This window comes from Bradyrhizobium sp. SYSU BS000235, assembly GCF_049747295.1.
Lineage (GTDB): Bacteria > Pseudomonadota > Alphaproteobacteria > Rhizobiales > Xanthobacteraceae > Afipia.
On sequence record NZ_JBMHJM010000001.1, the window covers coordinates 3,784,549 to 3,805,348 of the forward strand.

General features: G+C 58.9%; 23 protein-coding genes, 1 tRNA gene and 1 pseudogene. 18 read left to right on the plus strand and 7 right to left on the minus strand.

Going from position 1 to position 20,800, the window contains the following annotated elements; translation table 11 throughout:
• Positions 1 to 8 precede the first annotated feature (8 nt).
• From ACP0KA_RS17650 to ACP0KA_RS17670, 5 genes are all read left to right on the plus strand, one after another.
• Entirely contained in the window at positions 9 to 311 is a 303-nt protein-coding gene (locus tag ACP0KA_RS17650; RefSeq protein ID WP_424630032.1) for a chaperone NapD, read from the plus strand.
• A 3-nt stretch (positions 312 to 314) separates the two neighbouring features.
• The gene (gene napA, locus ACP0KA_RS17655; protein ID WP_424630033.1) at positions 315 to 2,810 is read left to right on the plus strand and encodes a periplasmic nitrate reductase subunit alpha; all 2,496 of its coding nucleotides are present in this window, start codon (positions 315 to 317) and stop codon (positions 2,808 to 2,810) included.
• On the plus strand, positions 2,783 to 3,280 hold the full coding sequence (locus tag ACP0KA_RS17660; RefSeq protein ID WP_424630034.1) for a nitrate reductase cytochrome c-type subunit: 498 nt from the start codon (positions 2,783 to 2,785) through the stop codon (positions 3,278 to 3,280). The genes napA and ACP0KA_RS17660 overlap by 28 nt, the downstream gene beginning before the upstream one ends.
• Before the next feature lie 32 nt (positions 3,281 to 3,312).
• Entirely contained in the window at positions 3,313 to 3,993 is a 681-nt protein-coding gene (locus ACP0KA_RS17665; protein WP_424631646.1) for a cytochrome c3 family protein, read from the plus strand.
• Positions 3,994 to 4,143: 150 nt separating this feature from the next.
• Positions 4,144 to 4,218 (plus strand) — tRNA-Thr (locus ACP0KA_RS17670).
• Between the two features lie 14 nt (positions 4,219 to 4,232).
• Here ACP0KA_RS17670 and ACP0KA_RS17675 read toward each other — a convergent pair.
• The 4 genes and pseudogenes from ACP0KA_RS17675 to ACP0KA_RS17690 all read right to left on the minus strand — a co-directional run bounded on the left by ACP0KA_RS17675 (position 4,233) and on the right by ACP0KA_RS17690 (position 6,911).
• Positions 4,233 to 5,414, minus strand: coding sequence for a tyrosine-type recombinase/integrase (locus ACP0KA_RS17675; protein ID WP_424630035.1), 1,182 nt, complete (start codon positions 5,412 to 5,414; stop codon positions 4,233 to 4,235).
• Between the two features lie 29 nt (positions 5,415 to 5,443).
• Positions 5,444 to 5,644: pseudogene (locus tag ACP0KA_RS17680) on the minus strand (helix-turn-helix domain-containing protein); the annotation flags it as partial.
• Positions 5,605 to 5,988, minus strand: a complete 384-nt coding sequence (locus tag ACP0KA_RS17685) for a hypothetical protein (RefSeq protein ID WP_424630036.1) — start codon at positions 5,986 to 5,988, stop codon at positions 5,605 to 5,607. The gene ACP0KA_RS17685 and the pseudogene ACP0KA_RS17680, both read right to left, overlap by 40 nt.
• Positions 5,989 to 6,005: 17 nt before the next feature.
• Entirely contained in the window at positions 6,006 to 6,911 is a 906-nt protein-coding gene (locus ACP0KA_RS17690) for a hypothetical protein (RefSeq protein ID WP_424630037.1), read from the minus strand.
• Positions 6,912 to 7,042: 131 nt separating this feature from the next.
• Between ACP0KA_RS17690 and ACP0KA_RS17695 the strand changes: the two genes are divergently transcribed.
• Together ACP0KA_RS17695 and ACP0KA_RS17700 are read left to right on the plus strand one after the other, a co-directional pair.
• A complete protein-coding gene (locus ACP0KA_RS17695) occupies positions 7,043 to 7,516 on the plus strand; it encodes a hypothetical protein (RefSeq protein WP_424630038.1) in 474 nt (157 codons plus the stop codon).
• A gap of 4 nt (positions 7,517 to 7,520) precedes the next feature.
• Positions 7,521 to 7,724, plus strand: coding sequence for a hypothetical protein (locus tag ACP0KA_RS17700; protein WP_424630039.1), 204 nt, complete (start codon positions 7,521 to 7,523; stop codon positions 7,722 to 7,724).
• A gap of 14 nt (positions 7,725 to 7,738) precedes the next feature.
• Here the strand turns inward: ACP0KA_RS17700 and ACP0KA_RS17705 are convergent, their stop codons facing one another.
• Entirely contained in the window at positions 7,739 to 8,173 is a 435-nt protein-coding gene (locus tag ACP0KA_RS17705; RefSeq protein WP_424630040.1) for a hypothetical protein, read from the minus strand.
• Between the two features lie 56 nt (positions 8,174 to 8,229).
• On the opposite strand from ACP0KA_RS17705, the gene ACP0KA_RS17710 reads away from it, so the two are divergent.
• From ACP0KA_RS17710 to ACP0KA_RS17735, 6 genes are all read left to right on the plus strand, one after another.
• Positions 8,230 to 8,391 carry a hypothetical protein gene (locus ACP0KA_RS17710; protein ID WP_424630041.1) on the plus strand — a complete coding sequence of 54 codons (162 nt, stop codon included), beginning with the start codon at positions 8,230 to 8,232 and terminating at the stop codon, positions 8,389 to 8,391.
• A gap of 371 nt (positions 8,392 to 8,762) precedes the next feature.
• Positions 8,763 to 9,479, plus strand: coding sequence for a hypothetical protein (locus ACP0KA_RS17715; protein ID WP_424630042.1), 717 nt, complete (start codon positions 8,763 to 8,765; stop codon positions 9,477 to 9,479).
• Positions 9,476 to 11,749: a hypothetical protein gene (locus tag ACP0KA_RS17720; RefSeq protein WP_424630043.1), complete on the plus strand. Its 2,274-nt coding sequence runs from the start codon at positions 9,476 to 9,478 to the stop codon at positions 11,747 to 11,749. Before ACP0KA_RS17715 ends, ACP0KA_RS17720 begins: the two co-directional genes overlap by 4 nt.
• 25 nt (positions 11,750 to 11,774) lie before the next feature.
• The gene (locus tag ACP0KA_RS17725) at positions 11,775 to 12,368 is read left to right on the plus strand and encodes a hypothetical protein (RefSeq protein ID WP_424630044.1); all 594 of its coding nucleotides are present in this window, start codon (positions 11,775 to 11,777) and stop codon (positions 12,366 to 12,368) included.
• A 28-nt stretch (positions 12,369 to 12,396) separates the two neighbouring features.
• Positions 12,397 to 14,652, plus strand: coding sequence for a choice-of-anchor R domain-containing protein (locus ACP0KA_RS17730; RefSeq protein WP_424630045.1), 2,256 nt, complete (start codon positions 12,397 to 12,399; stop codon positions 14,650 to 14,652).
• 23 nt (positions 14,653 to 14,675) lie between these two features.
• Positions 14,676 to 15,233, plus strand: a complete 558-nt coding sequence (locus ACP0KA_RS17735) for a TIGR02594 family protein (RefSeq protein ID WP_424630046.1) — start codon at positions 14,676 to 14,678, stop codon at positions 15,231 to 15,233.
• Positions 15,234 to 15,548: 315 nt separating this feature from the next.
• Here the strand turns inward: ACP0KA_RS17735 and ACP0KA_RS17740 are convergent, their stop codons facing one another.
• Positions 15,549 to 15,716 carry a hypothetical protein gene (locus tag ACP0KA_RS17740; RefSeq protein WP_424630047.1) on the minus strand — a complete coding sequence of 56 codons (168 nt, stop codon included), beginning with the start codon at positions 15,714 to 15,716 and terminating at the stop codon, positions 15,549 to 15,551.
• 101 nt (positions 15,717 to 15,817) lie between these two features.
• Between ACP0KA_RS17740 and ACP0KA_RS17745 the strand changes: the two genes are divergently transcribed.
• The 3 genes from ACP0KA_RS17745 (at position 15,818) to ACP0KA_RS17755 (ending at position 17,123) form a co-directional block, all read left to right on the plus strand.
• The gene (locus tag ACP0KA_RS17745) at positions 15,818 to 16,285 is read left to right on the plus strand and encodes a hypothetical protein (RefSeq protein WP_424630048.1); all 468 of its coding nucleotides are present in this window, start codon (positions 15,818 to 15,820) and stop codon (positions 16,283 to 16,285) included.
• Between the two features lies 1 nt (position 16,286).
• Positions 16,287 to 16,538 carry a hypothetical protein gene (locus ACP0KA_RS17750; RefSeq protein WP_424630049.1) on the plus strand — a complete coding sequence of 84 codons (252 nt, stop codon included), beginning with the start codon at positions 16,287 to 16,289 and terminating at the stop codon, positions 16,536 to 16,538.
• A gap of 258 nt (positions 16,539 to 16,796) precedes the next feature.
• Positions 16,797 to 17,123 (plus strand): hypothetical protein, encoded by a 327-nt coding sequence (locus ACP0KA_RS17755; protein ID WP_424630050.1) that lies wholly within the window; start codon positions 16,797 to 16,799, stop codon positions 17,121 to 17,123.
• Between the two features lie 183 nt (positions 17,124 to 17,306).
• On the opposite strand, the gene ACP0KA_RS17760 is transcribed toward ACP0KA_RS17755, so the two are convergent.
• Positions 17,307 to 19,580, minus strand: coding sequence for a lysylphosphatidylglycerol synthase domain-containing protein (locus tag ACP0KA_RS17760; RefSeq protein ID WP_424630051.1), 2,274 nt, complete (start codon positions 19,578 to 19,580; stop codon positions 17,307 to 17,309).
• 179 nt (positions 19,581 to 19,759) lie between these two features.
• Here ACP0KA_RS17760 and ACP0KA_RS17765 point away from each other — a divergent pair, with 179 nt between their 5' ends.
• A complete protein-coding gene (locus ACP0KA_RS17765) occupies positions 19,760 to 20,017 on the plus strand; it encodes a septal ring lytic transglycosylase RlpA family protein (RefSeq protein ID WP_424631647.1) in 258 nt (85 codons plus the stop codon).
• Positions 20,018 to 20,394: 377 nt separating this feature from the next.
• Positions 20,395 to 20,778 carry a hypothetical protein gene (locus tag ACP0KA_RS17770; protein ID WP_424630052.1) on the plus strand — a complete coding sequence of 128 codons (384 nt, stop codon included), beginning with the start codon at positions 20,395 to 20,397 and terminating at the stop codon, positions 20,776 to 20,778.
• The last annotated feature ends 22 nt before the right edge of the window (positions 20,779 to 20,800 follow it).

Here is a 20,800-nt window from a genome sequence, read left to right on the forward strand (position 1 = left end):
AGGCGATCATGGACGCGCAGGAGATCTCGCGGCGCAAGTTCCTGACGGGCGGGATGCACGACACGGTGCACATCTCCAGCGCCGTCATCTCGGTGCTTCCGAATCGCCGCGACGCCGTGCTGCAGGCGCTGGCAGCGCTTCCCGAGGTTGAGGTGCATCAAAGCAATGCCTCGAAGATCGTGATCGTGCTCGAGGGGCCGGACAGCGGAGCCCTTGGAGCGCGTCTTGCGGAGATATCCTCGTGGAGGGGGGTGTTATCCGCGAACATGGTTTTTGAACAGACGGAGCGTGCCGCCGACCTTGAGGAGTGACAGATGACCTTGTCTCGCCGTGACGTTCTCAAGGCGCAGGCCGCTGCCATTGCTGCGGCCGCCGCAAACATCAACATTCCGGCGGCTGCACAGCCGATCGCGCAGGGCATCGGATCGCTCGAGATCAAATGGTCGAAAGCGCCCTGCCGGTTTTGCGGAACCGGATGCGGCGTGATGGTGGGCGTGAAGGGTGACAGGGTCGTCGCGACCCACGGCGACACGCTGGCTGAAGTCAATCGCGGGCTGAACTGCATCAAGGGATATTTCCTCTCCAAGATCATGTACGGCGAGGACCGCCTGACAACGCCGCTGATGCGGAAGAAGAACGGCGTCTACGACAAGACCGGTGAACTCACGCCCGTGAACTGGGACGAAGCCTTCGGCGTGATGGCCGCGCAGGCCAAGAAGGTGCTCAAGGAGAAGGGGCCCACCGCGCTTGGCATGTTCGGTTCAGGTCAATGGACGATCTGGGAAGGCTACGCCGCCACCAAGCTGATGCGCGCGGGCTTCCGCTCCAACAATCTCGATCCGAATGCGCGTCACTGCATGGCGTCGGCGGCCTACGCGTTCATGCGCACCTTCGGCGCGGATGAGCCGATGGGCTGCTACGACGACTTCGAGGCTGCGGATGCATTCGTGCTGTGGGGCTCGAATATGGCGGAGATGCATCCCATTCTCTGGACGCGGCTGACGGACCGTCGCCTCAGCCATCCGCATGTGAAGGTGGCAGTGCTCTCCACCTTCACCAACCGCAGCTCCGACCTCGCCGACATTCCGATCGTGTTCAAACCGGGGACGGATCTCGCGATCCTCAACTACATCGCCAATCACATCATCTCGACAGGACGGGTGAACCAGGACTTCGTCACCAAGCACACCAATTTCGTGAAAGGCGCCGTGGACATCGGCTATGGGCGGCGGCCGGACGATCCGATGGAAACGAAGGCCAAGGGCGCGGCCAATCCGGGAGCGACGCAGCCCATCGACTTCGATACCTACGCGAGGTTCGTCAAGGATTACACGCTCGAGAAGGTTTCGGCGTTGGCAGGCGTTGAGCGCGGTTTCCTGCAAGAGCTGGCAGAACTGTATGCCGATCCGTCACGCAAGGTGATGTCGCTCTGGACCATGGGCTTCAACCAGCACGTCCGCGGTGTGTGGGCCAATCAGCTCGTCTACAACATCCATCTGCTAACCGGAAAAATCTCCGAGCCGGGAAATTCGCCGTTCTCATTGACGGGGCAACCCTCGGCCTGCGGCACCGCGCGCGAGGTGGGGACGTTCGCACACAGGCTGCCGGCGGATATGACCGTCACCAATCCAGAGCATCGCAAACATGCGGAAGAGATCTGGCGCGTTCCGTCCGGCTTGATCCCGGAGAAGCCGGGTTATCACGCCGTTGAACAAGATCGCATGCTGCACGATGGAAAGCTCAATTTCTATTGGGTGCAGGTGAATAACAATGTCCAGGCTGGACCCAATAACAGCAACGAGACGTATCCCGGCTACCGGAATCCCGACAACTTCATCGTGGTGTCGGATGTTTATCCGACGGTGACGGCGATGTCCGCCGACGTCGTGCTGCCGGCGGCCATGTGGGTGGAGAAGGAAGGGGGCTATGGCAACGCCGAGCGCCGCACACACTTCTGGCATCAGTTGGTGAAGGCGCCCGGCGATGCGCGTTCTGATCTGTGGCAACTGATGGAATTCTCCAAACGCTTCACCACAGACGAGGTGTGGCCGCAGAACATTCTCGACGCCAATCCGAACTACCGCGGCAAGACCCTTTTCGAGGTTCTGTATCGCAATGGAAATGTCGACCGCTTCCCGGCGAGCCAGACATCTCCGGACTACGAGAACTTCGAATCCAAGGCCTTCGGCTTCTACGTGCAGAAGGGATTGTTCGAGGAGTACGCATCGTTCGGGCGCGGCCATGGTCATGACCTCGCGCCCTTCGATACGTATCACGAGGTGCGCGGGTTGCGCTGGCCTGTGGTCGGCGGCAAGGAAACACGCTGGCGCTATCGCGAGGGATTGGACCCCTACGTCAAGCCCGGCGAAGGGATCAGATTTTACGGTAATCCTGACGGCAAGGCCAAGATCATTGCTGTGCCTTACGAGCCGCCAGCGGAATCCCCCGATAAAGAATACGACATCTGGCTCGTCACGGGACGCGTGCTCGAGCACTGGCATTCAGGCTCCATGACCATGCGCGTGCCGGAGCTCTACAAGGCGTTTCCCGGCGCACGTTGTTTCATGCATCCGGAGGACGCCCGCGCGCGCGGCATCAATCAGGGTGCCGAGATCAAATTGGCATCGCGGCGCGGCGCAATCCGAACCCGCGTCGACATCCGCGGCCGTAATCATATGCCGCGCGGCGTCGTGTTCGTGCCGTGGTTTGACGCCAGCCAGCTCATCAACAAAGCCACTCTCGACGCGACAGATCCGATTTCGAAACAGACGGATTTCAAAAAATGCGCGGTCAAGATCACTCCGGTGTGACGGCAATCGTCCGGACTCTGCTCGGAGCCGCGTTAGCCGGCTCTCTTGTTCTTGTGGCGGGCGCGATCTACGCACAGGGCGCGCCGGAGATCGTGCCGCGGCTGACAGGAGCCAGTCCGCCCATGAGCGAGGTGCCGGCACCGCCGCTCGCCCGTCCGATCACCGACGACAAGCGCGTCATGCGCAATTACCCCGAGCAGCCGCCGGTCATTCCGCATTCGATCGACAATTATCAGCTCACGCTGAAGACCAATCGCTGTCTCGATTGTCACCGGCGGCAATTCACCGAAGGTTCCGGCGCGCCGATGATCAGCGTGACGCACTTTATGGACCGTGACGGCCAGGTGCTCGCCGACGTGACGCCGCGTCGATATTTCTGCACGGAGTGCCACGTGCAGCAGACCGACGCTGCGCCGCTGGTGCCAAATGATTTTCAGGACATGATTCGGGTACGGGAGCAGAAGCCGTGAGCGCGCGGCAGTGAGCGGGTGAGGGGCAGATGATCGCCAGACTGAAATCCTTATTGCTGTGGTTCTGGCACATTGCGAGCCGGCCCAGCACATATTTCAGTCTGGGATTTCTCACGCTCGGCGGCTTCATCTGCGGTGTTTTGTTCTGGGGCGCCTTCAACACGGCGCTCGAAGTCACCAACACCGAGAAGTTCTGCACATCCTGCCATGAAATGCACGACAACGTGTTTCAGGAATTGCAGCACACCGTTCATTTCTCCAACCGCTCGGGCGTCCGCGCCACCTGTCCGGACTGCCACGTTCCCCATGACTGGACCGACAAGATCGCGCGCAAGATGCAGGCATCAAAGGAGGTGTGGGGCAAGATCTTTGGCACCATTTCGACGCGGCAGAAATTTCTCGATCACCGGCTTGAACTCGCCAAGCACGAATGGGCGCGGCTGAAGGCCAATGACTCGCTTGAATGCCGCAATTGCCATTCCGCCATCGCCATGGACTTCACCAAGCAGACCAACCGGGCCGCGGAAATTCACACCCGCTATCTGCTGTCCAAACAGCGCACCTGCATCGATTGCCACAAGGGCATCGCGCATGAATTGCCGGATATGACGGGCGTCGAGCCGGGGTGGAGCGCGCCGCCGGAGCTCCGGCAGAGTTTCCACGATGGGGATATCGAGTCGCTGCGGGAGTTTCTCGCTTCGAACAGGCTTTAGTCCGCGCCATCATCCGCCGACTGCGGGGGTATCTCCAGCCAGATCCCGATGACGCGCAAGCGCTTCATCCGGTTCCGGAAAACAGAAGTTCCCAAAGGGGCACGACGGGTCTTGTCCCGAAGCGCCGGCGCTGGTAGCTGTTCGCCGTGCGCCGGTTTAGCTCAGCGGTAGAGCAGCGGTTTTGTAAACCGAAGGTCGGGAGTTCAATCCTCTCAACCGGCACCAGTAAAATCAAACACTTAAGCGGTTTTTTTCTTTGTGAACCGCTGCTTCTGTGCCTGTTTTTGTGCCTGGTCTTGTCGCTGCAGCGTGACCCGAAGCTTCTCTTCGTGCGTCAAAAACTCAAGATACTTTTCAGTCATCTGAATCGTCGTGTGGCCCAGCCGCTGCTGTAAAACATAGATCGAACGGCCACTTTTCAGCCAATCCACCGCGGCCCGGTGGCGCAGATGATGGAAGGTAAATGGCCTGAAATCCTGTGCCTGAATTTGTGCCTGTCGGGCGACGCTACGGACAAGCCGCGCGAAGTTGCTCGACACCTGCATGTAGGGCGTCACAGGCTGCTCTTTTCGGCCGCGCGCCTCGTCCCGGTGCCAGAAAAGGAAGTCCCCCTCCAGGCTCGCCGGAAGGCCAGCAAACACCTGATAGCCGAAATCCTCCCCGCCGTCCTCGAGGTCAATGGTGCGTCGCTTGTTGCGCTTGCCGATGATGGTGTATTGGCGCGCGGTACTGTTGAACTGCGTCCGTCTGCCGAACTGCAACTCCTGCTGTCGGGCGCCGGTTTTGAGCGCGGCCAAGATCAGCTTCGCGAATAGACCGGGCGCGGCGTCGATGACCATCTGGATGTGCGCGTGCTCGGGAAGGACGATCGGGTCCCGTCGTTCCTTAAGCCGGGATTTCTTGCGCCGGCCCGGGCGGAGCCACGTCATCACCGGGTTGTCGTCGCGCCATTCCTCGTCGACGGCATAATCGAGCACGCTCGACAACGCCGTCAGGTCGCGCTTGATCGTTGCATTGGTGGCGACGATCGCTTTTTTCTTCCCCTTCGGAATCATCGGCGTCGTCTGGCGCCACGTGACGATCTCGCCAATCAGGGCTTTATTGACCTCGTCGAGATATAGGCCCTCCAGCTTCGGCTGCAGGACCGTCAGCGAGCTCGCATAGCGCTCAGCCGTCCTCGCTCCGACTTCACGCTGAATGAACGGGACCCACGCCTCCATCACCTCTTGGAAAGTCCGACGGTGATCGCCGAACTTCGCAATAGCTATCTGTCGGACGCGCTCGGCGTTGCGCCGGTTCTTCGCAATCGCTGGATCGCTTGTTCGTAGCGACCACCTGACGTCGTCGCCGTCGGCCTGAATGCGCCCCCAGAGCGTGTTGCCACGCCAGAAACAACCCTTTGGAGCCCTGCGCTTCGGCATGCTTCCCGTTCCTTGAGTTCGACGAAGGCCCGCAACTTAGCAAGGTCGAAGGTCCAAGCGCCACCAATTCGAGCGGCCCCCGGCAGTTTACCCGTTGCGGCCATCGCCCGGACGGTTCGGTCTTTCTTGCCGAGAATCGAGCAGGCGTCCTGAATCGGGACACGCTCTGGTACGGGGGCGCGCCGCTGTTTCACGATGCCGGCCCTGTCCAGCCGAACAGCTGAGGCCATATCGGGTCAAAGTGATCACATAGCGCCTGAAACGATTTCTGCGCTTCGACAGCAACCCGATCGATTTGATCGCGAGGCAGCACCGACTGCGCGAGAGCTTCTTCGCTCCAATGGGACGTCATGAAGCCTGTCCGGGCTTCCTCAATCGTCTCGTGGTAATATTCGTCGCATTGTCCGATGGTCCCAAATCTGACCACCAGCAGTCCGATCTCGCGCTGCTGCTCGGGCGATAGCCGGTCCCACGCCGCTGCCGCGTCGAATTTTTCGATCTCTTCAAATGTTGGAATCCGATCATCTAAGGGTAGCGCATCCTGAGATAGGGGTGATTGTGCTGCGTCCATCATCAAGATGCGTCTTTCGTTCAATCCCAGAGATCGCGCGTGATGGTGTCGCCGAGCGTCGTGGTGCCATCATCGAACAGCACGGCATCGAGACTTCGGTGGCCCCACTTCGATGCCAGATCGTAGGAGGAGTACTGGCTTCTCAGGAGTTTCTTGGCCATCGCGGGAATGGCATCGAGAGCGATCTCGCCGGCCCACACCATCGTCATTAATTCCTGCCGGATATCGTCGCGTATGAAAAACGGCACGTTCTGCGCCACAGCTTTTTGAATGGCGGGAATCGCATGCTCATCCATCCAGGAGTTTGTGCAGGTGATGTATTTGCTGGGAATTGCCGTGGAGCGGATGATCTGATCGGACCTACACGGCTTTTTGATGCTCCTGGGTCTGTTGAGAAGGATCATCCCCACGATCGTATCGTTTATGTCCGGGTTGATCTTTCGGAACGACTTCAAACGTTCCAAGCTTAAAATGCGATCTTTCTTGGTGTGGCCCTGGGTGCCGGTGATGCTGGCGAGAGATCGCCCGGACTTCAGCGCCTGCATCAGGCTGTCGGTCTCATCGGTCGTTAGAATGCCGGAGCACCGCATGTAGCGCCCCTCACGGCGCGCTATAGCCCGCGATTTTCGCTCGGCCGCCCTCTTGCATTCCCGGCATGTAACGCCGTTACTCAGGCAAAAATAGGTATTCTCCGGCGTCATCAGGTGCAGCTCGCGTTTGCAGAATTCGCGAGGCTCCCGCTTTAACTTGGCACCAGCCGCGATGCGCGCGCGCCAGCGCAGAGTGGCTGCCCGGCGGCAGGCTCGGCATTCCGTTTTCCCATTTGGCAAAGGGAATGTGTTTTCAGGCGTAAGCTCGTGACCGTGCTTGCAGTAGGTGTTGATTGCAGCCGGCATCCCAAATCCTCCTTTAATCAGCGCCAGCATTGGCGCAGGAGGAGGCTCAACCTGATTCGCGGCTCCATAGAGTCGCACCGGTCGGGTTCCAAAAAGGATAGACGCGGCGGCTTGAGGGGCAATGCCGCCGCGTCCCTTCTTGCCGATGTCTGAGAGGAAAAGTGACATCGGGATCACGCTGCAGCCCGATTCCGATTTCGAGAGATCAGGAAAGAGCGAGCTCGCTTTATGATGCGGGCGATGTTGTCTCCGTCGTCGTAGAGGTTGGGGCCCTCAATCCGGATCTCGGCGTACTGAAGCATCGCCAGCGCACCGTCCGTGGTCAGTGGTTTCGCCTTTGCAATCTTCTCAGACAACCGTGCGAGCTTGAGGAGGGCGGCTCGGCTCTCAGCGCGCGCGTCGGCGAGGCCAACCGCCTCACCAAGGCCGATCTGCTGAGGAAATACGGGCCGAAGTTCGGCATCGGGGCGCCGCCTGCGGCCATCGCGGATGCGGCAACGAAGCCGCGACAGTCGATGACCGTTGAGCAGATTACTGCACACTACGCGGCCCATGGTCTCGGGTTCAAACCAAAGCCGAAACGTGACGACGACCGTTACGAGGGTGTTACGTCAGACGACGGCGAGGCGGCGTAACAGCATGGCCGCGCGCAAAAGGGTTAAGCCCAAGGATAAGGCCCGGGATATCCCGGCCGTCAAATTCGACGACACCGGCAAGCTGACGATGTTGGCCGTCGGCGGTGGCTACGTCATGTGCCGGCGCCCGTGGTGCGCGCCGACGACCCGAACGATCAAGGAATGGAAGTCGCTAAGTGACAAGCCTTGGTACGAGGCGCGGACATGAAGCGTGTTTTGGCCTCATCGGTTTTGAAATTCCCGCAAGTCGTTGAGAAGCCGCTCGGCCGTGCTCGCGATTTCTTGGATCGTTTCTCGGTCGTTTTTAAGGATTTCTCCGTCGCCAGCTTTCACGACGAGCGGACCTGAATGACGAGATCTAAAATTCTCAAAATTGTACAGGCAGGCACGGAGCAAGTTGAATTGCTTGGCAGTTTTTCGAGGAAAGATTTCGAGGCTCATCCACGCCTCGTTCAAATCCGGTTCTGTGGAAAGTTTCCAAGTGCTCGGGCTGACGGTTCGTTGTTCGGTCCCCGAGGGCTCCTCAAGCCAGGCACTTACCGACTTTGCTTCATGAGCCATTACTCGAAGCGCGTGATCAAGTCGCAAACTTATCCCGAGTTCTTTGCGCCTTCGCTGGGTGACTGCCAATTCTCTGTCAAGGTCTACCTTCGCCATTGCGCCGCGGTACGCAAGGATTGCGCCACGATAAACAATGCACGCCCCGCCAGAAGGTGTCTCTACCGATCCCGAGCGCGTTCACAACTCTGGCGGGGAAGATCGGGACCATCGCCGGCAAGAACGTCGAGGTGTTGCTCGAGATGGAGTTCATGGGCAGAAACACCATCACCGTCGACGATCGCGTATTGATTGCTGCAGAGCAGTCCCAGCGGTGATTTCGATAACAGAAATCTTCTGCAATGTGCAGCACACTTATCACGAAGCACCGTATGTTGCGCATGTGTCTGCATCGACACGCTTGATGCAGGAGCTTGGCGGACCTGAGAAGGGACACGTCGAGCACGCCTTCTTAGAAGGCCACGAACCGAAAACATAACTTTCGGTACGCGCGGAGCGCCTTCGATCGTAAAGCAAGGAAAACGGCCTCACCATCGTTCAAGCCTAGTTGCCGTTGTATTGTTTTACAGCAAGCGATCGGTACCAGTCTAAAACCGCCTCGGAATAATCGGCCAAAGGGTGGGAATTGCAATATTGGCGTATTCTCGACATTTGCGCTTTTGTATCGCCATTCATATCTCTGTAGTTCTTGTCGGCGCCGATCGCGGCCGATACACAGGACGTCAACTTCCCAGCATCGAATCTGGCGAATCCAGCGACGCACCTTGAATGGCGCGCGGCGGACAGCACGGAGCAATATCTTACCGTTACGGTCAACGAGGTCGACCCCATCGATTATGTCGGCGTGGCGCGTCACAATTTCGGGACGGCTGCAATTGCGGTATCGGTCGAAGGGTTGATCGATGGGGTTTGGATAGAACTCGTCCCGCCGCGCATCCTTTCAGACGACTCGCCCCTGATGCTTCGCTTCGTTGCGCAGTCTTTGGCTCAGATCAGGTTGAAGATGGCTTCGGGTTCGGATGCTGCGCGCGCTGCCGTTCTCTACGTCGGCAAGTTGTTGGACCTCGAGCGGAAAGTTTACGTCGGACACACGCCGCTGCCGCACGGACGAAAGTCAAACATCGCAAACGGCATGAGCGAGTCCGGGAATTTCCTAGGCCGCATCGTGCTTGGTGAATGGCGAGAGTCTACCGTTCCCTTATCGCTGATCTCGCCAGCGTGGTTCCGCACATACATGGATCCATTTCTCAAGGTCGCCAAAGAAGTGCCTTTCTTCTTCGCATGGCGCCCGAGCACGTATCCGAATGAGGTCGGCTATGTGTGGTTCACCGATGACCCGAAGCCGGCGCCAGCAGGGCCAAGCAACCTCATTGCGCTTGATTGGGCGTTGAGCGGTATCACATGATGAAGTCGCTGAGCTATATAGAAATCGATATCCCGTTTTGCGGGCTGACTTATGGCGAGTCGCCATGCGCCGCGGTCCTCGGCACGACAGGCGATATCAAGTGCTTCAACACTCCGAAAACCTGTCAGGACAGAGAAAATTTCGAGGAAACCACGGTAACGCTGCGGTTCGCAGTATCGACCGAGTATCTACCTCGCGACATCGACGCGTTTCCATTCATCAAGGAGGTGTCGTTCTCGCCGGCAACAGTTTCTCTTGGTGAAAATCTTGGAACACGCGCGAGTTTGAATGTTACCCTGGTCGACGCGCCGCATTCCGATACAGGCGATGGTTTCGATAAGTATCGCTCTGAACGAGGTTACGACCCATTCAAACAAGGGACGTTTTGGGGGAAGTTCCGCGCGCGCCAGCCGTTCTTGCGTGGCCGTGCAGTGCGGTGGATCACCGGTCTTGTCGGCCAGGCACTCTCCGAAATGGAGGCCCGACATTTTGTCATCGATAGTTTCGACGGCCCGACGCCGGACGGAAAATACACGCTGGTCGCCAAAGACATTCTGAAATTAGCCGATGGCGATCGCTCGCAAGCCCCGTTGATGAACAACGGATTCCTGTCCGCCGACATCACGAGCGGCGCCACCAGCGCGACCATGTCGCCGGCCGGCATTGGCGACGCCGAGTACCCCGCATCCGGATTAGCTGCGATAGGCGGCCAAGAAATTGTATCGTTTACCCGGTCGGGCGATACACTGACCCTCACGGGTGGGCGCGCACAGCTCAATACCGAAGCGCAGAGCCATAGGGCGCAAGATCGCGTTCAGGTAATCAAACAGTACGAGTCAGAGGACGCGGCGGATATCATCAGCGACTTGATGGTGAACTACGCAGGCATCCCCTCAGAGTTCATCCCGCTCTCGGATTGGAAGACCGAAACGTCCACGTTCCTGGCGAGGCTCTACACCGCGAACATCTGCGAGCCTACCTCGGTTGCAACTCTGATCTCGGAATTGATCCAGCAGGCCTGCTTGGTCGTCTGGTGGGATGACATTTCGCGCACCATCAAGCTTCAGGTCCTTCGTAGCGTCGTGACAGACGCTCTAACTGTTACGCCCGATAACGCATTGCAGAGCTCCCTGACGGTCAAAGAGCAGCCCGACAAGCGCATTTCGCGGGTACAGGTGTATTTCGGTCAAATCAATCCGCTGAAGCAGCTTTACGATACCGAAAATTATCGATCGACTTCTGTCACGACTGACGAGCAGGCCGAGCTTGATTATGGCGGAGCGGTTATCAAAGTCATTAATTCGCGCTGGATTCCACCGCTCGGACGGACTGTTAGCGATCGGCTGGGCGCGATCACGCTCAGCCGCTATCGTGATCCGCCCCGAAAGCTGACATTCGATCTCTTTCGATATTCCTTGCCCGATCTTGCCCCCGGAGGCGGGTGCCAGGTTTCGTCTCGGTGCTTACAGGATGCGACCGGCGCGCTCGTCAATATTCCGGTGCAGGTCACGAGGTTGAACCCATCAGCCGATCGCCTTCGTTACGAGGCTGAGGAGGTTCTCTACAATCCGCCGCCGGATGAATCTCTCACGCATCTGATCGTAATCGATACCAGCATCGCAAATATCAATCTGCGATCGGCTCATGATCTGATCTATGCGGTTCCCGAAAGCGGCGTAACGGTCATTTGCCGCATCTTGTCATCCGCGAAGGTCTTTTCGAATTCAACCGGGTTGCCTTCTCTCAATGTCGGGACATGGCCCGCTGGTGTAACGCTCAAGCTCATAATCGAAGGGCATATCCGTGGCGCAGGGGGAAGCGGGGCGGACGCGCAGTCGGCCGCAGTGCCGGGAGGCGTAGGACAGGGGGGCGGCCCGGCGCTCTTTACTCGGCAAGCGATCTCTGTGGAATTTCCTCCCGGAGCAACGATTTGGGGCGGTGGTGGCGGCGGCGGCGGCGGCGGCGCTGGTGGTGGTGGCGGCGGTGGCGCCGGCATTGCTGCGGGTGCGGGTGGTGCAGGAGGCCGTGGCGGTGGACCGGGGTTCAGTGGTTCAGAATTTGGCGGCGGCGGCGGGGGTGGCGGCAGCGTCGGCGGCAGCGGTGGTGGCGGTAGTGGCGGCGGTCCCGGCTCTCTTGGCGGTGACGGCGGTAGCAGCCTCTCCGGCATACCAGGCGGTGGTGGTGGCGCTGCCGGGCGCGCGATAGATGGCCTCTCCTTCATCACATTCACGGTCACGGGCGGAAGTATCGCCGGACCCCAGGTCAACTGATCAGCTAATTTTTTAGGGTGCCACAATGACGATGGCGAGACATCAGTTTTCCGTCACGGATGATGCAGGGAACGTTATTCCGTTTGCGAACGTCGAGGTCCGCGCTGAAATACCCGGGCAGCCCTTGGTGCAATTGTACAGCGATCGCGCTGGAACCGTAGCGATGGGAAATCCAGTACAAGCGGATGAGAAGGGGTTTGTCTTCTTCCACGCTGTCGGCGGCGCGTATCAAGTCCGTGTCTATCTCGGCGATATGGAGCGCACTTGGCGATACGTTGGGATCGGCCTAGGGGCAGAGACGGACGTTGTCGCCAGCGGTCTCTTACAGTGGACAGTAACCGAGGCGGGCGATGTGACTGTCGAATCCGACGACGCGGATATCATCATCATTGAGAAGACGACGGGTGAACCGACGAACGTAATTCTCCCGGATTCGCAGACCCGGTCCCGGCCCATCCAGATCGTGGACGGCAAGTTCGACGCCGCGACCAACAACATCACACTGACGGTCGATAGTGATGACGGCCAGACCATTATGGGCGGACCCAGCTACATCATCGACTCCAACGGCGCATCGATACGCTTGACGCCGCGCACCGACGGTCGGGGCTACTTCTGATCTTTCTGCATCTCTCGAGGAAATCGAAATGAAAACGGTTCGCATGATTGCGGCTGCGCTGTCGGTTGCATTCTCGACTTCGGCGTTCGCCCAGGTCAGTCCCGGCACATCGCCACTCTCGGGTCCGAAAGGCGGCACTGGCAACGCGTTCATGCAGTTCAGTGGTCCGGCGACGCCGCTCAAGACCTATACGCTGCCGAATGCCAGCGACACCATCGCAACTCTTGCGGCGGTCCAAACGATCACTGGCGCTAAGACGTTCGCATCGGCGAAGCTGCTCCTGGCGGGCTCCACATCAGGTGCGGGGACACTCAATGCGCCGGCTGCGGCGTCGTCCTACGTTTGGACGCTACCGGCAGCGACGGACACCCTGGTCGGGAAAGCAACGGCAGACACATTCACAAACAAGACGTTCGACACGGCCGCGGCGGGCAATAGCTTCAGCATCGACGGGCTCGCGGCGATAGCGAATACTGGGACCGGATCTGTTGTGCGGGCTACGGCGCCGACGCTGGTGACGCCAACGTTAGGCGCAGCGACTGCGACCAGCATCAATAAGATCACGTTCACCGCGCCTGCGACCTCGGCGACGTTGACCATTCCTGATGGTGTGACGCTGACCGGCCCGGCGGCGTCGGGCACTGCCATGACCCTTGGCAACGCTGAAACCGTAACGGGCGCGAAGTCGTTCAATGATGCTACAGTGATCCTGAAGGGCGCGACGTCGGGCCTCACGACTGTGAAGGCTGCAGCAGCAGCAGGAACTACCACGTTGACGCTGCCGGCAGCGACAGACACGCTTGTCGGCAAGGCGACGACTGACACGCTCACGAATAAGACGTTCGACACCGCAGGAGTTGGCAACTCATTCTCGATCAACGGCCTCGCAGCCACCGCGAACACCGGGACGGGGTCAGTCGTGAGAGCGACGTCGCCGAGTCTCACAACGCCGTCGTTCTCGTCGATCGTCAATACCGGCACCCTGACGCTACCGACATCGACCGATACACTGGTGGGCCGGGGCACAACCGACACGCTCACCAACAAAAGCTTCAACACCGGCGGCACCGGCAACGTGTTCACTTTGAATGGGGCCGCGTTCGGAACAGCGACACAAGCCACGGCGGCGCTGAATACAATGATCGGCGATAGCGGCATGGGCGGCACGAAGGGGCTTGTTCCTGCGCCTGGCGCTGGTGATGCCGCCGCCGCCAAATACCTGAAGGCCGACGGATCGTGGGACGCCCCGGCTGGTGGTGGGGGTAGCGGCGGGCTGACAAACTCCGAACGTCAGAACTTTGGGCTTTCAATGATCTATCAGTCCAAGTCGTTTCCAGAGTATCGACGGACGGTGAACAGCTTCGCGACGGGCTTCAAAGGAGCGAGCGATACGGCGAACGGCATTCTCACGGCATCGTCATCGAATTACACCGTGACGGCGGGATCGGCGGGGGCTACGACGGGGAATGTCGCGCCGAGTATGGTTGGTCCCATTGATGGAAACTTTGCGCAGGCTTCAAAGGCATCTATTACCCTTGGCGGCTCGTCGATTGGAACGGGAACCAGCGTCTTTCACGGCTTCCGATGGGTTGCGACAGGGACCGGCACGATTGCGACTGTCACCATCAATATCACAAGCGTCGCAGCAAGTGGGAATGTCACCGCTCGCCTGTACAGCAATGGGAGCGGGCACCCAGGCACACAGATCGGGACGGCCAGCAACACTGTAAACATAACAGGCGCCGGGAACGTTACATTCACCTTCTCTTCGCCCCCGTCCGTCACAAGCGGCACGACGTATTGGATTGTCCTCGACTGCTCAATAAGCTCAACCGCGAATATGGCTCTCACTACAGCGGCGGCAATCGCGGGGTACGACTCCGGCCGCAACTCGACGGCTGTCGGTGTTTCGCCTGATAACTACGGGTCGAGCGATACCATTAAGGTCCAAATCAACTATACGACGACAACAAGCAATATGACGCTTGTGACAGCGATGCAGACAGCAGACGCGAGCGTAAGCAGCGGTCGTGTTCTAATTGAGTTTGATAACGTCGCGTCTCCGACGCTCAACACGGATTTGACCGTAGAGGTTACATGTGACGGCGGCTCGAATTGGTCGAGCGCGTCCATATCGTCGGTCACATCAAATAGTCAAGGCGGACGGAAGGTGGTCGAGAGCGTTGATCAGGCTTGTACGAGCGGCACTTCGTTTGCGGCTCGGGTGAAAACACTCAACAGCAAGAATGTCCCGATCTACGGGCTAAGCCTAGCCGTTCACTAAATCCCACAAATCGGAGATTTCCCATGCCCGACCTCGCATCCCTGCGGGAGCGATTACCGCTGCCCGCTGAATACGCCTGGCTGTCGAAGGAGCCGGGTCCGAAAATGCTTCTTGAGGCCCTGTCTTTGTTTGGGACGCTGGAAGGGCCTGGGGCTAAGGATAACCCGACGATCATGGCATGGGCTGCAGAGCTCGCCCTGTCGAAGACCTACAGCCACGACTCGATTCCGTGGTGCGGCTTGTTCATGGCTATCGTCGCCAAGCGGGCAGGGAAGCAGCCGGTTGATAGCTCGCTGTGGGCGCTGTCCTGGGCGGACTTTGGCAAGCTCGCGCCAGTCCCGATGCTGGGTGACGTGCTGACCTTCAAGCGCAATGGAGGCGGCCACGTCGCCCTGTACGTCGGGGAGGATTTCGGCGCCTATCATTGTCTCGGCGGCAACCAATCCGACAAGGTCTGCATCACGCGAATTGCGAAGTCGCGCCTCTACCGCGCGCGCCGGCCGGATTATCAGGCCCAGCCCGACAACGTTCGCAAGGTCATGCTGGCCTCGAGCGGCAAACTTTCGACCAACGAGGCCTAGCTACCGATCGTTTTGAGGTGCTTGCTGTTTCGCCGTCGGCGGCGGGCTGCGGTTCCAAACATCGAAATACCGAGGAAACAAAAGGAATATCGCCAGCGCGGCCGCGGTCAAAAGCAGAAGGCCGCCCGCTATGCCGGAACCGATCCCAACAAATAAGTCAGATTTCCTCAAGTCCTTCATCGGTTCTTTTACCGCGGCAAGGGCTACGGGGCAAATCTCATGGCTCGGAAGCCGGCGACACCCGTCATAGCCGCCATCCCCTTCGGGGCGAGACGCGCGATTGATCTATGTTCCTATACATACCTTCCCTGAAGATCAGAAAAAGAAATCCATCGGCTTCAAGTCGCCGACTGCAAGATAGTAGATCAGGCACAGGCAAGTAATGGCTGTGATCGAGAGAGTAAGCAGGTCAACAGCGAAAATGGCCTTAAGTGCACCGGCTTTCCTCTCTGTGTTCACAAGCTCCTCGGACATCTTTCTCATCTTAATCCTATCCGCGACCGGCACTTCGAATGCCGATGCTAATCAGTGTTCCCGCGCGTAGGCGGGTTACCTGCGCATCTTTCAAAAACTAAAGGTGAACTATGAACCGTCTCTTTAAGGCGGCGCTTTGCGCTGCCGTGCTCTGCGTTGCCGTCAGTTCCGCAGCGCGTGCCGACACCACGATTGCCGTTGGCGACATCTGGTCGGACGTTGTTCCGTACATCGTCGCCGCGATCGGCGCCGTCATCACGTTCCTCGTCGGCTGGGTGCTGAACCTGCTCAAGACGAAGCTTGGTGTCTCGATTGACGACAGCATGCGGGCAAGCCTGCAGACCGCGGCGACCAATGCAGCCGGCCTGGTTCTGAACCAGCTCGGCAATCAGCTACAGGGCGTCAAGGTCGACGTAAAAAGCGCATTGATCGCGGATGCCGTGAACTACGTTATCAAGGCCGCTCCTGATGCGATTGCACACTTCGGCCTGACACCCGACGCCATCGCCCAGAAGATCCTCGCGCTTCTGCCGCAGGTCGCGAACACGACCACTACGGCTGCGACCCCGAGCGCGTAACGTGGCGACGCTCACAACATGGCTGGCCTCGCAAGGGGCCAGTCTTCTGCTCGGGTGGCTGGCTCAGTTCCTGCTCAGCGCATGGGACAAATACACCGCGAACAAGAACACGTCGGACCTAGCTGCTGCGAACGCTACGGTCGCAAGCCAGCAAGCTACCATCGATGCTCAGCAGGCCGAACTTCAGGCGCAGGCCGATGCGCCGAAGTCTGCGGCGGATGCGATATCGCGCCTCAGGGAAGGCTCGGCATGACCTCGATCACGTGCACGGGCTTCGCGCTCGGCTTTGCCATGCTGACTTGCGAAATGCCGGCGACGGTGCCGCCGGCTGTCTGCCCTCCAGTCCGAACTTGGACGCAGGAGTTTCAAAACCAGGTCGCTGCTGAAATCGAGGCCGCGCCCAACAGTGCCTTAGCTCAAGTGGCCGTTCAATCGATCGGTGACCGCGACGTTGCGCGCGCGTGCGCGGTCACGAGGCGAAAAAAGAAACCTTCAAAATAGGATTGGGCTGATGGACCCTGTATGGAATGTCGTCACGGTGGGCACGGTTACGCTCGCGTTCAATGTCATCATGCGCGCGTTCGGCGGTGGCTGGGGATTATCCGGGCGTCTCACGAAAATAGAAACCAGCATGACGGCCATGCAGGCCGAAATCAAAAAGCTGGTCGAGGTGCTAAAGGAAGTGGCGAACATGAACACATCGATCCGCGTCGGAGAGCAACGACAGATCGACACCGATCGGCGGGTTACGGCGCTGGAAGACGACTTCCGCGAATTGCGGAAGGGCAACGGCTGGATCACCCATCCGCGGTCCAGTGTCGAGGGACAATATGGATGACGTTGGCTGAGCCGAAGTTACTCAAAGGTCCGCCGCACCCGTGAGGACTGAGAGGCACTCTTTTTGCTTAAGCACTCTGACGTCAGGCGGGCATCTGCCAAAGCAATAACAGGCAGATCGCTGCGACTATCCACCAAGCAACGATCGAGAGATTGATCTGCACGAGCCGACTCCTAAGACCGATCATCGCAAGTGCCAACAAACGAGAAGCACCACGGATAGGGCAGCCACTGCACCGATGAATGTTCGATCCTTCAGTGTCGAAGTTGTTGCCGGCGCGGAAGTCGCCAAGCATAGCCCTAAGACGAACCAGAATATGCGCTGGTAACTGAAATCTTGCACTAGTCCGCCGATGCCCATCAGGGTCAGGCACCCCAGCGCAGTGAAGCCCCATCGAGCGTCGTCAGTCGGCAACAGCTTAAACGCGCTGAACGTGAGTAGCCCGGCGCTTGCGAGAAGGGCGATCAGGCCAACCATCCCCATTTCAGAAAGGAACCATACATAGATCGAATGGATGCTTTTGGGGTTCAGGTCCACCTTCTTTGATGTCTCGAAGTATCGGCCTATTCCGGCGCCAAAGATGGGGCTCTCCTTCCATGAAGTTAGGCCGCCCACGATTGTATCGGCTCGTTCCAGGTCTGCATAAGGATGGTTTAAACGCGTGGTCTTGGTCTTCGCCGACTCTGAAGGAGAGATGTTGTGTGTTGGCGGTGGGAGCTGGTTCGCTGTGTGCAGCGAAACAGGCGCAGAGAAGCTAAGCGCCAGAAATATCGCGGCCACCCCAATCGTAGAAGTTGGCAGAGGAACTGCAAATCTCGACCGGAAATAAGCATAGGAAGCGACGTCGAGGGCGGCGAGCAAGAACACAAATACTATGGCGGTTCGAGACTCGGTTAAGAACATCGCGGCTGAGAGAGCCGAGAACAGCAGTGCTGATAATGCGCGGCGGTTTCTAAGCGGCCCCCAATTTTTTGCAGCGATTAACAAAACGCCCGTTACCGCAAGGTCAAACGCGAATGCGTTCTGATTCCGGGCGAATCCTTGCAGGGGTATGAAAACGACATAGGTGGGAAGTGGGTAGATCGAGTTGAACAACAAGCCAATCAACTGCAATGCGCAAATCGTTACAGTTGCGCATATTAGAGCCCCAGCGATCTTCTCACGCCCGGTTTCGCCTGCGAGCTTCACAGTGGCAGCTCCCAGCGACGCATATCCGAGGATTACAACCCATCCCCATCCGCGGGTGAAGACCGCCCAACTTCCAAGATGCCCATACGCAAATGCGTCGATTATCCCGACCGCGATGGAGCCGGTCAGTAGGATCAGCGAGGACCACAATCTTGAGGGGAAAAGCTCTCGAATACGTCCTGCTGCAACCGTCAAAGCAATGACGGTAAATGCAACGATGACGACAATATCCGCGACGTTGATATTGATCAGTAGATCGCGGTCAGAAACAGGCACGCGAACCCGGAAGAAAATCAGGACCGCGCACGTCAGCGCGAGAAACTGAATGGTGATCGAGTCGGTGAGGAGTTTTCGTCCGGTTGACGGTGTTGACTCTTCAGGGGCGGGTGCCTCGGTTCTTGCTGTCAGTGGCAGCGCAGCCAATCCAAAAAGTCCGGCCACACCTATGTAAATCACGCCTACGAGGACGGAGGCTGCGACCGCGACCGATGGTTCGATACCCACGATGGACAACGTCGCCGCTGCACTCAGCTCGCGCAATCCGAAGCCCGCGAAGCTGATAGGCAGACTTGTAGCGAGCATTACAATCGTCAGTGCGGAGACCAGCTCGATCGATGCGGTGGTGTGATCGAGCGCATCAAACAAAACGAGATAGGCGGCAAGTCCTGCACCGAATCCAAGGATGGTCCAAAAAGAACTCGGCCCCAACCTCGCAATGAGCCTCAACGTCTCCGCGGCTCCTTCCATCGCGCGGCCGCGAAGCACGGTGGCTAGGACTGTGACACTAACAATGACAATGCCGACGGCGGAAAAGATCAGGTCGCCTACGCCTTGAATGAAGTCGACCTGGATACCGCGGTACAAAATGAATACGGCTATCAGGCTGAGAAGAAAGAGGATGCCAGCGGCGAGAACGCGCTCGATGTAGGTGGCCACCACCGTGATGCCGAACGGCACGCCCGATCGCTGGAGAATTGCAGCGCGGGAAAGGCTCTGACCGAAAACGTTAAATGCCAAGGTGGCGAGGTTGCCAGCGGCGAACGCCAGGAAGATGTCGCGCCAGCTTGCGGTAAAACGGAGCGCTCGAATGGCGCTCCGTGACCGGATCAAGGCGAATAAGTTGGCAAGGATCGCGAGCCCAGACACCCATGCCAGCGTTCCGGGTGAGATCTTGGAGCTGAGTGCGAAGACGTCTTTGAGATCAACCAGCCAGAGGATTCCGGCGAGGTAAATCAAGGTCAGAGCCGCGATGGCCCAACGCTTTTTCATCTTAACGGCTGCTCCCCGTGGAACTCCATAATACCACAGGTTGAATCCGGCGGAAGCCCTCCGTCATAATTGCGGCGAACAGTTGAAAGCTTTGTTACAAACCCAAGGAATTTGAATGTTTCGCATCATCTTTGCGGCCGCACTCCCCTGTGCGCGCCGACGATTGCCTATGCCGAAACCTGCATCGCGTCGGTGATGCCTACGGCGGCCAGCGAACGGCTTCCGACGAAATCATGAACCCGCGCGCGATGACGGCGGCGCATCGGACGCTCCCCGTTGGCTCACGAGTTACCGTGACCGATCTGCACACCGGTCGGAGCATTGAGGTCCGCATCAACGATCGCGGCCCGTTCATCCGTGGCCGCTGGATCGACCTCAGTTATGGCGCTGCCCGCGCGCCCGGCATGGGCGGGACGGCGAGGGTGACGGTGCAGTGATTAACCCCAACATGGTCGTCAACACGATTGCCGTCCTGGTGCTGATCGGGCTCGTCGCGTGGCTCCTGGTGGAGTGGCGGTCGTGGTCAACCTCGAATTGCGGAAGCGTAACGGCTGGATCACACACTTACGCGCGAATATCGAGGGGCAGTACGGATAGAAAAAAGACCCGACCGGGCAATCAACAAACCGGCCGGGCCGAAAGTTGAGCGCTACCCCGTGCGAGCAGGGTAAGCGGCACTCAAATACCAGAAGTTGCATATCCCAACAAGAAGGCCGGCCGGATGGGGGATCCTGACCGGCCAAGTTAGGCCATCGAGAGCATCACCAACTCGACGGCAGAAGCCTCGCTATCTCATAACCATCAGGAAAATCGAATGTTCCTTCGCATCACCGCTTTCGCGGGCGCTTTGCGGTGCCTGCTGTTGCTGCCTGCGCGTGCCGAGATCGTGTCTCATCCATCCGGTTGCCCGACGCGGGCGTTTTGCGGCTGCGGTGCGGCTGTCCGGGTATTCGGGCGGCCAGTGCGTGATCTGTGGCTGGCGAGGAATTGGTATCGCTTTCCGCGCTCGGTGCCTGCGCCGGGGATGGTCGCCGTTCGGCGTCACCACGTCTTTGTGCTCGAGCATCACATCAGCGGTTCAACGTGGATGGCCTACGACGCGAACAGTGGGGGCAGGCGGACACGCATTCACGCCAGATCGATCGCAGGCTTTGCCATCGTGAACCCGCACGGGAGCCGATGGGCCAATGCTGATTAACCCGCGCACGCTCGTGAATACC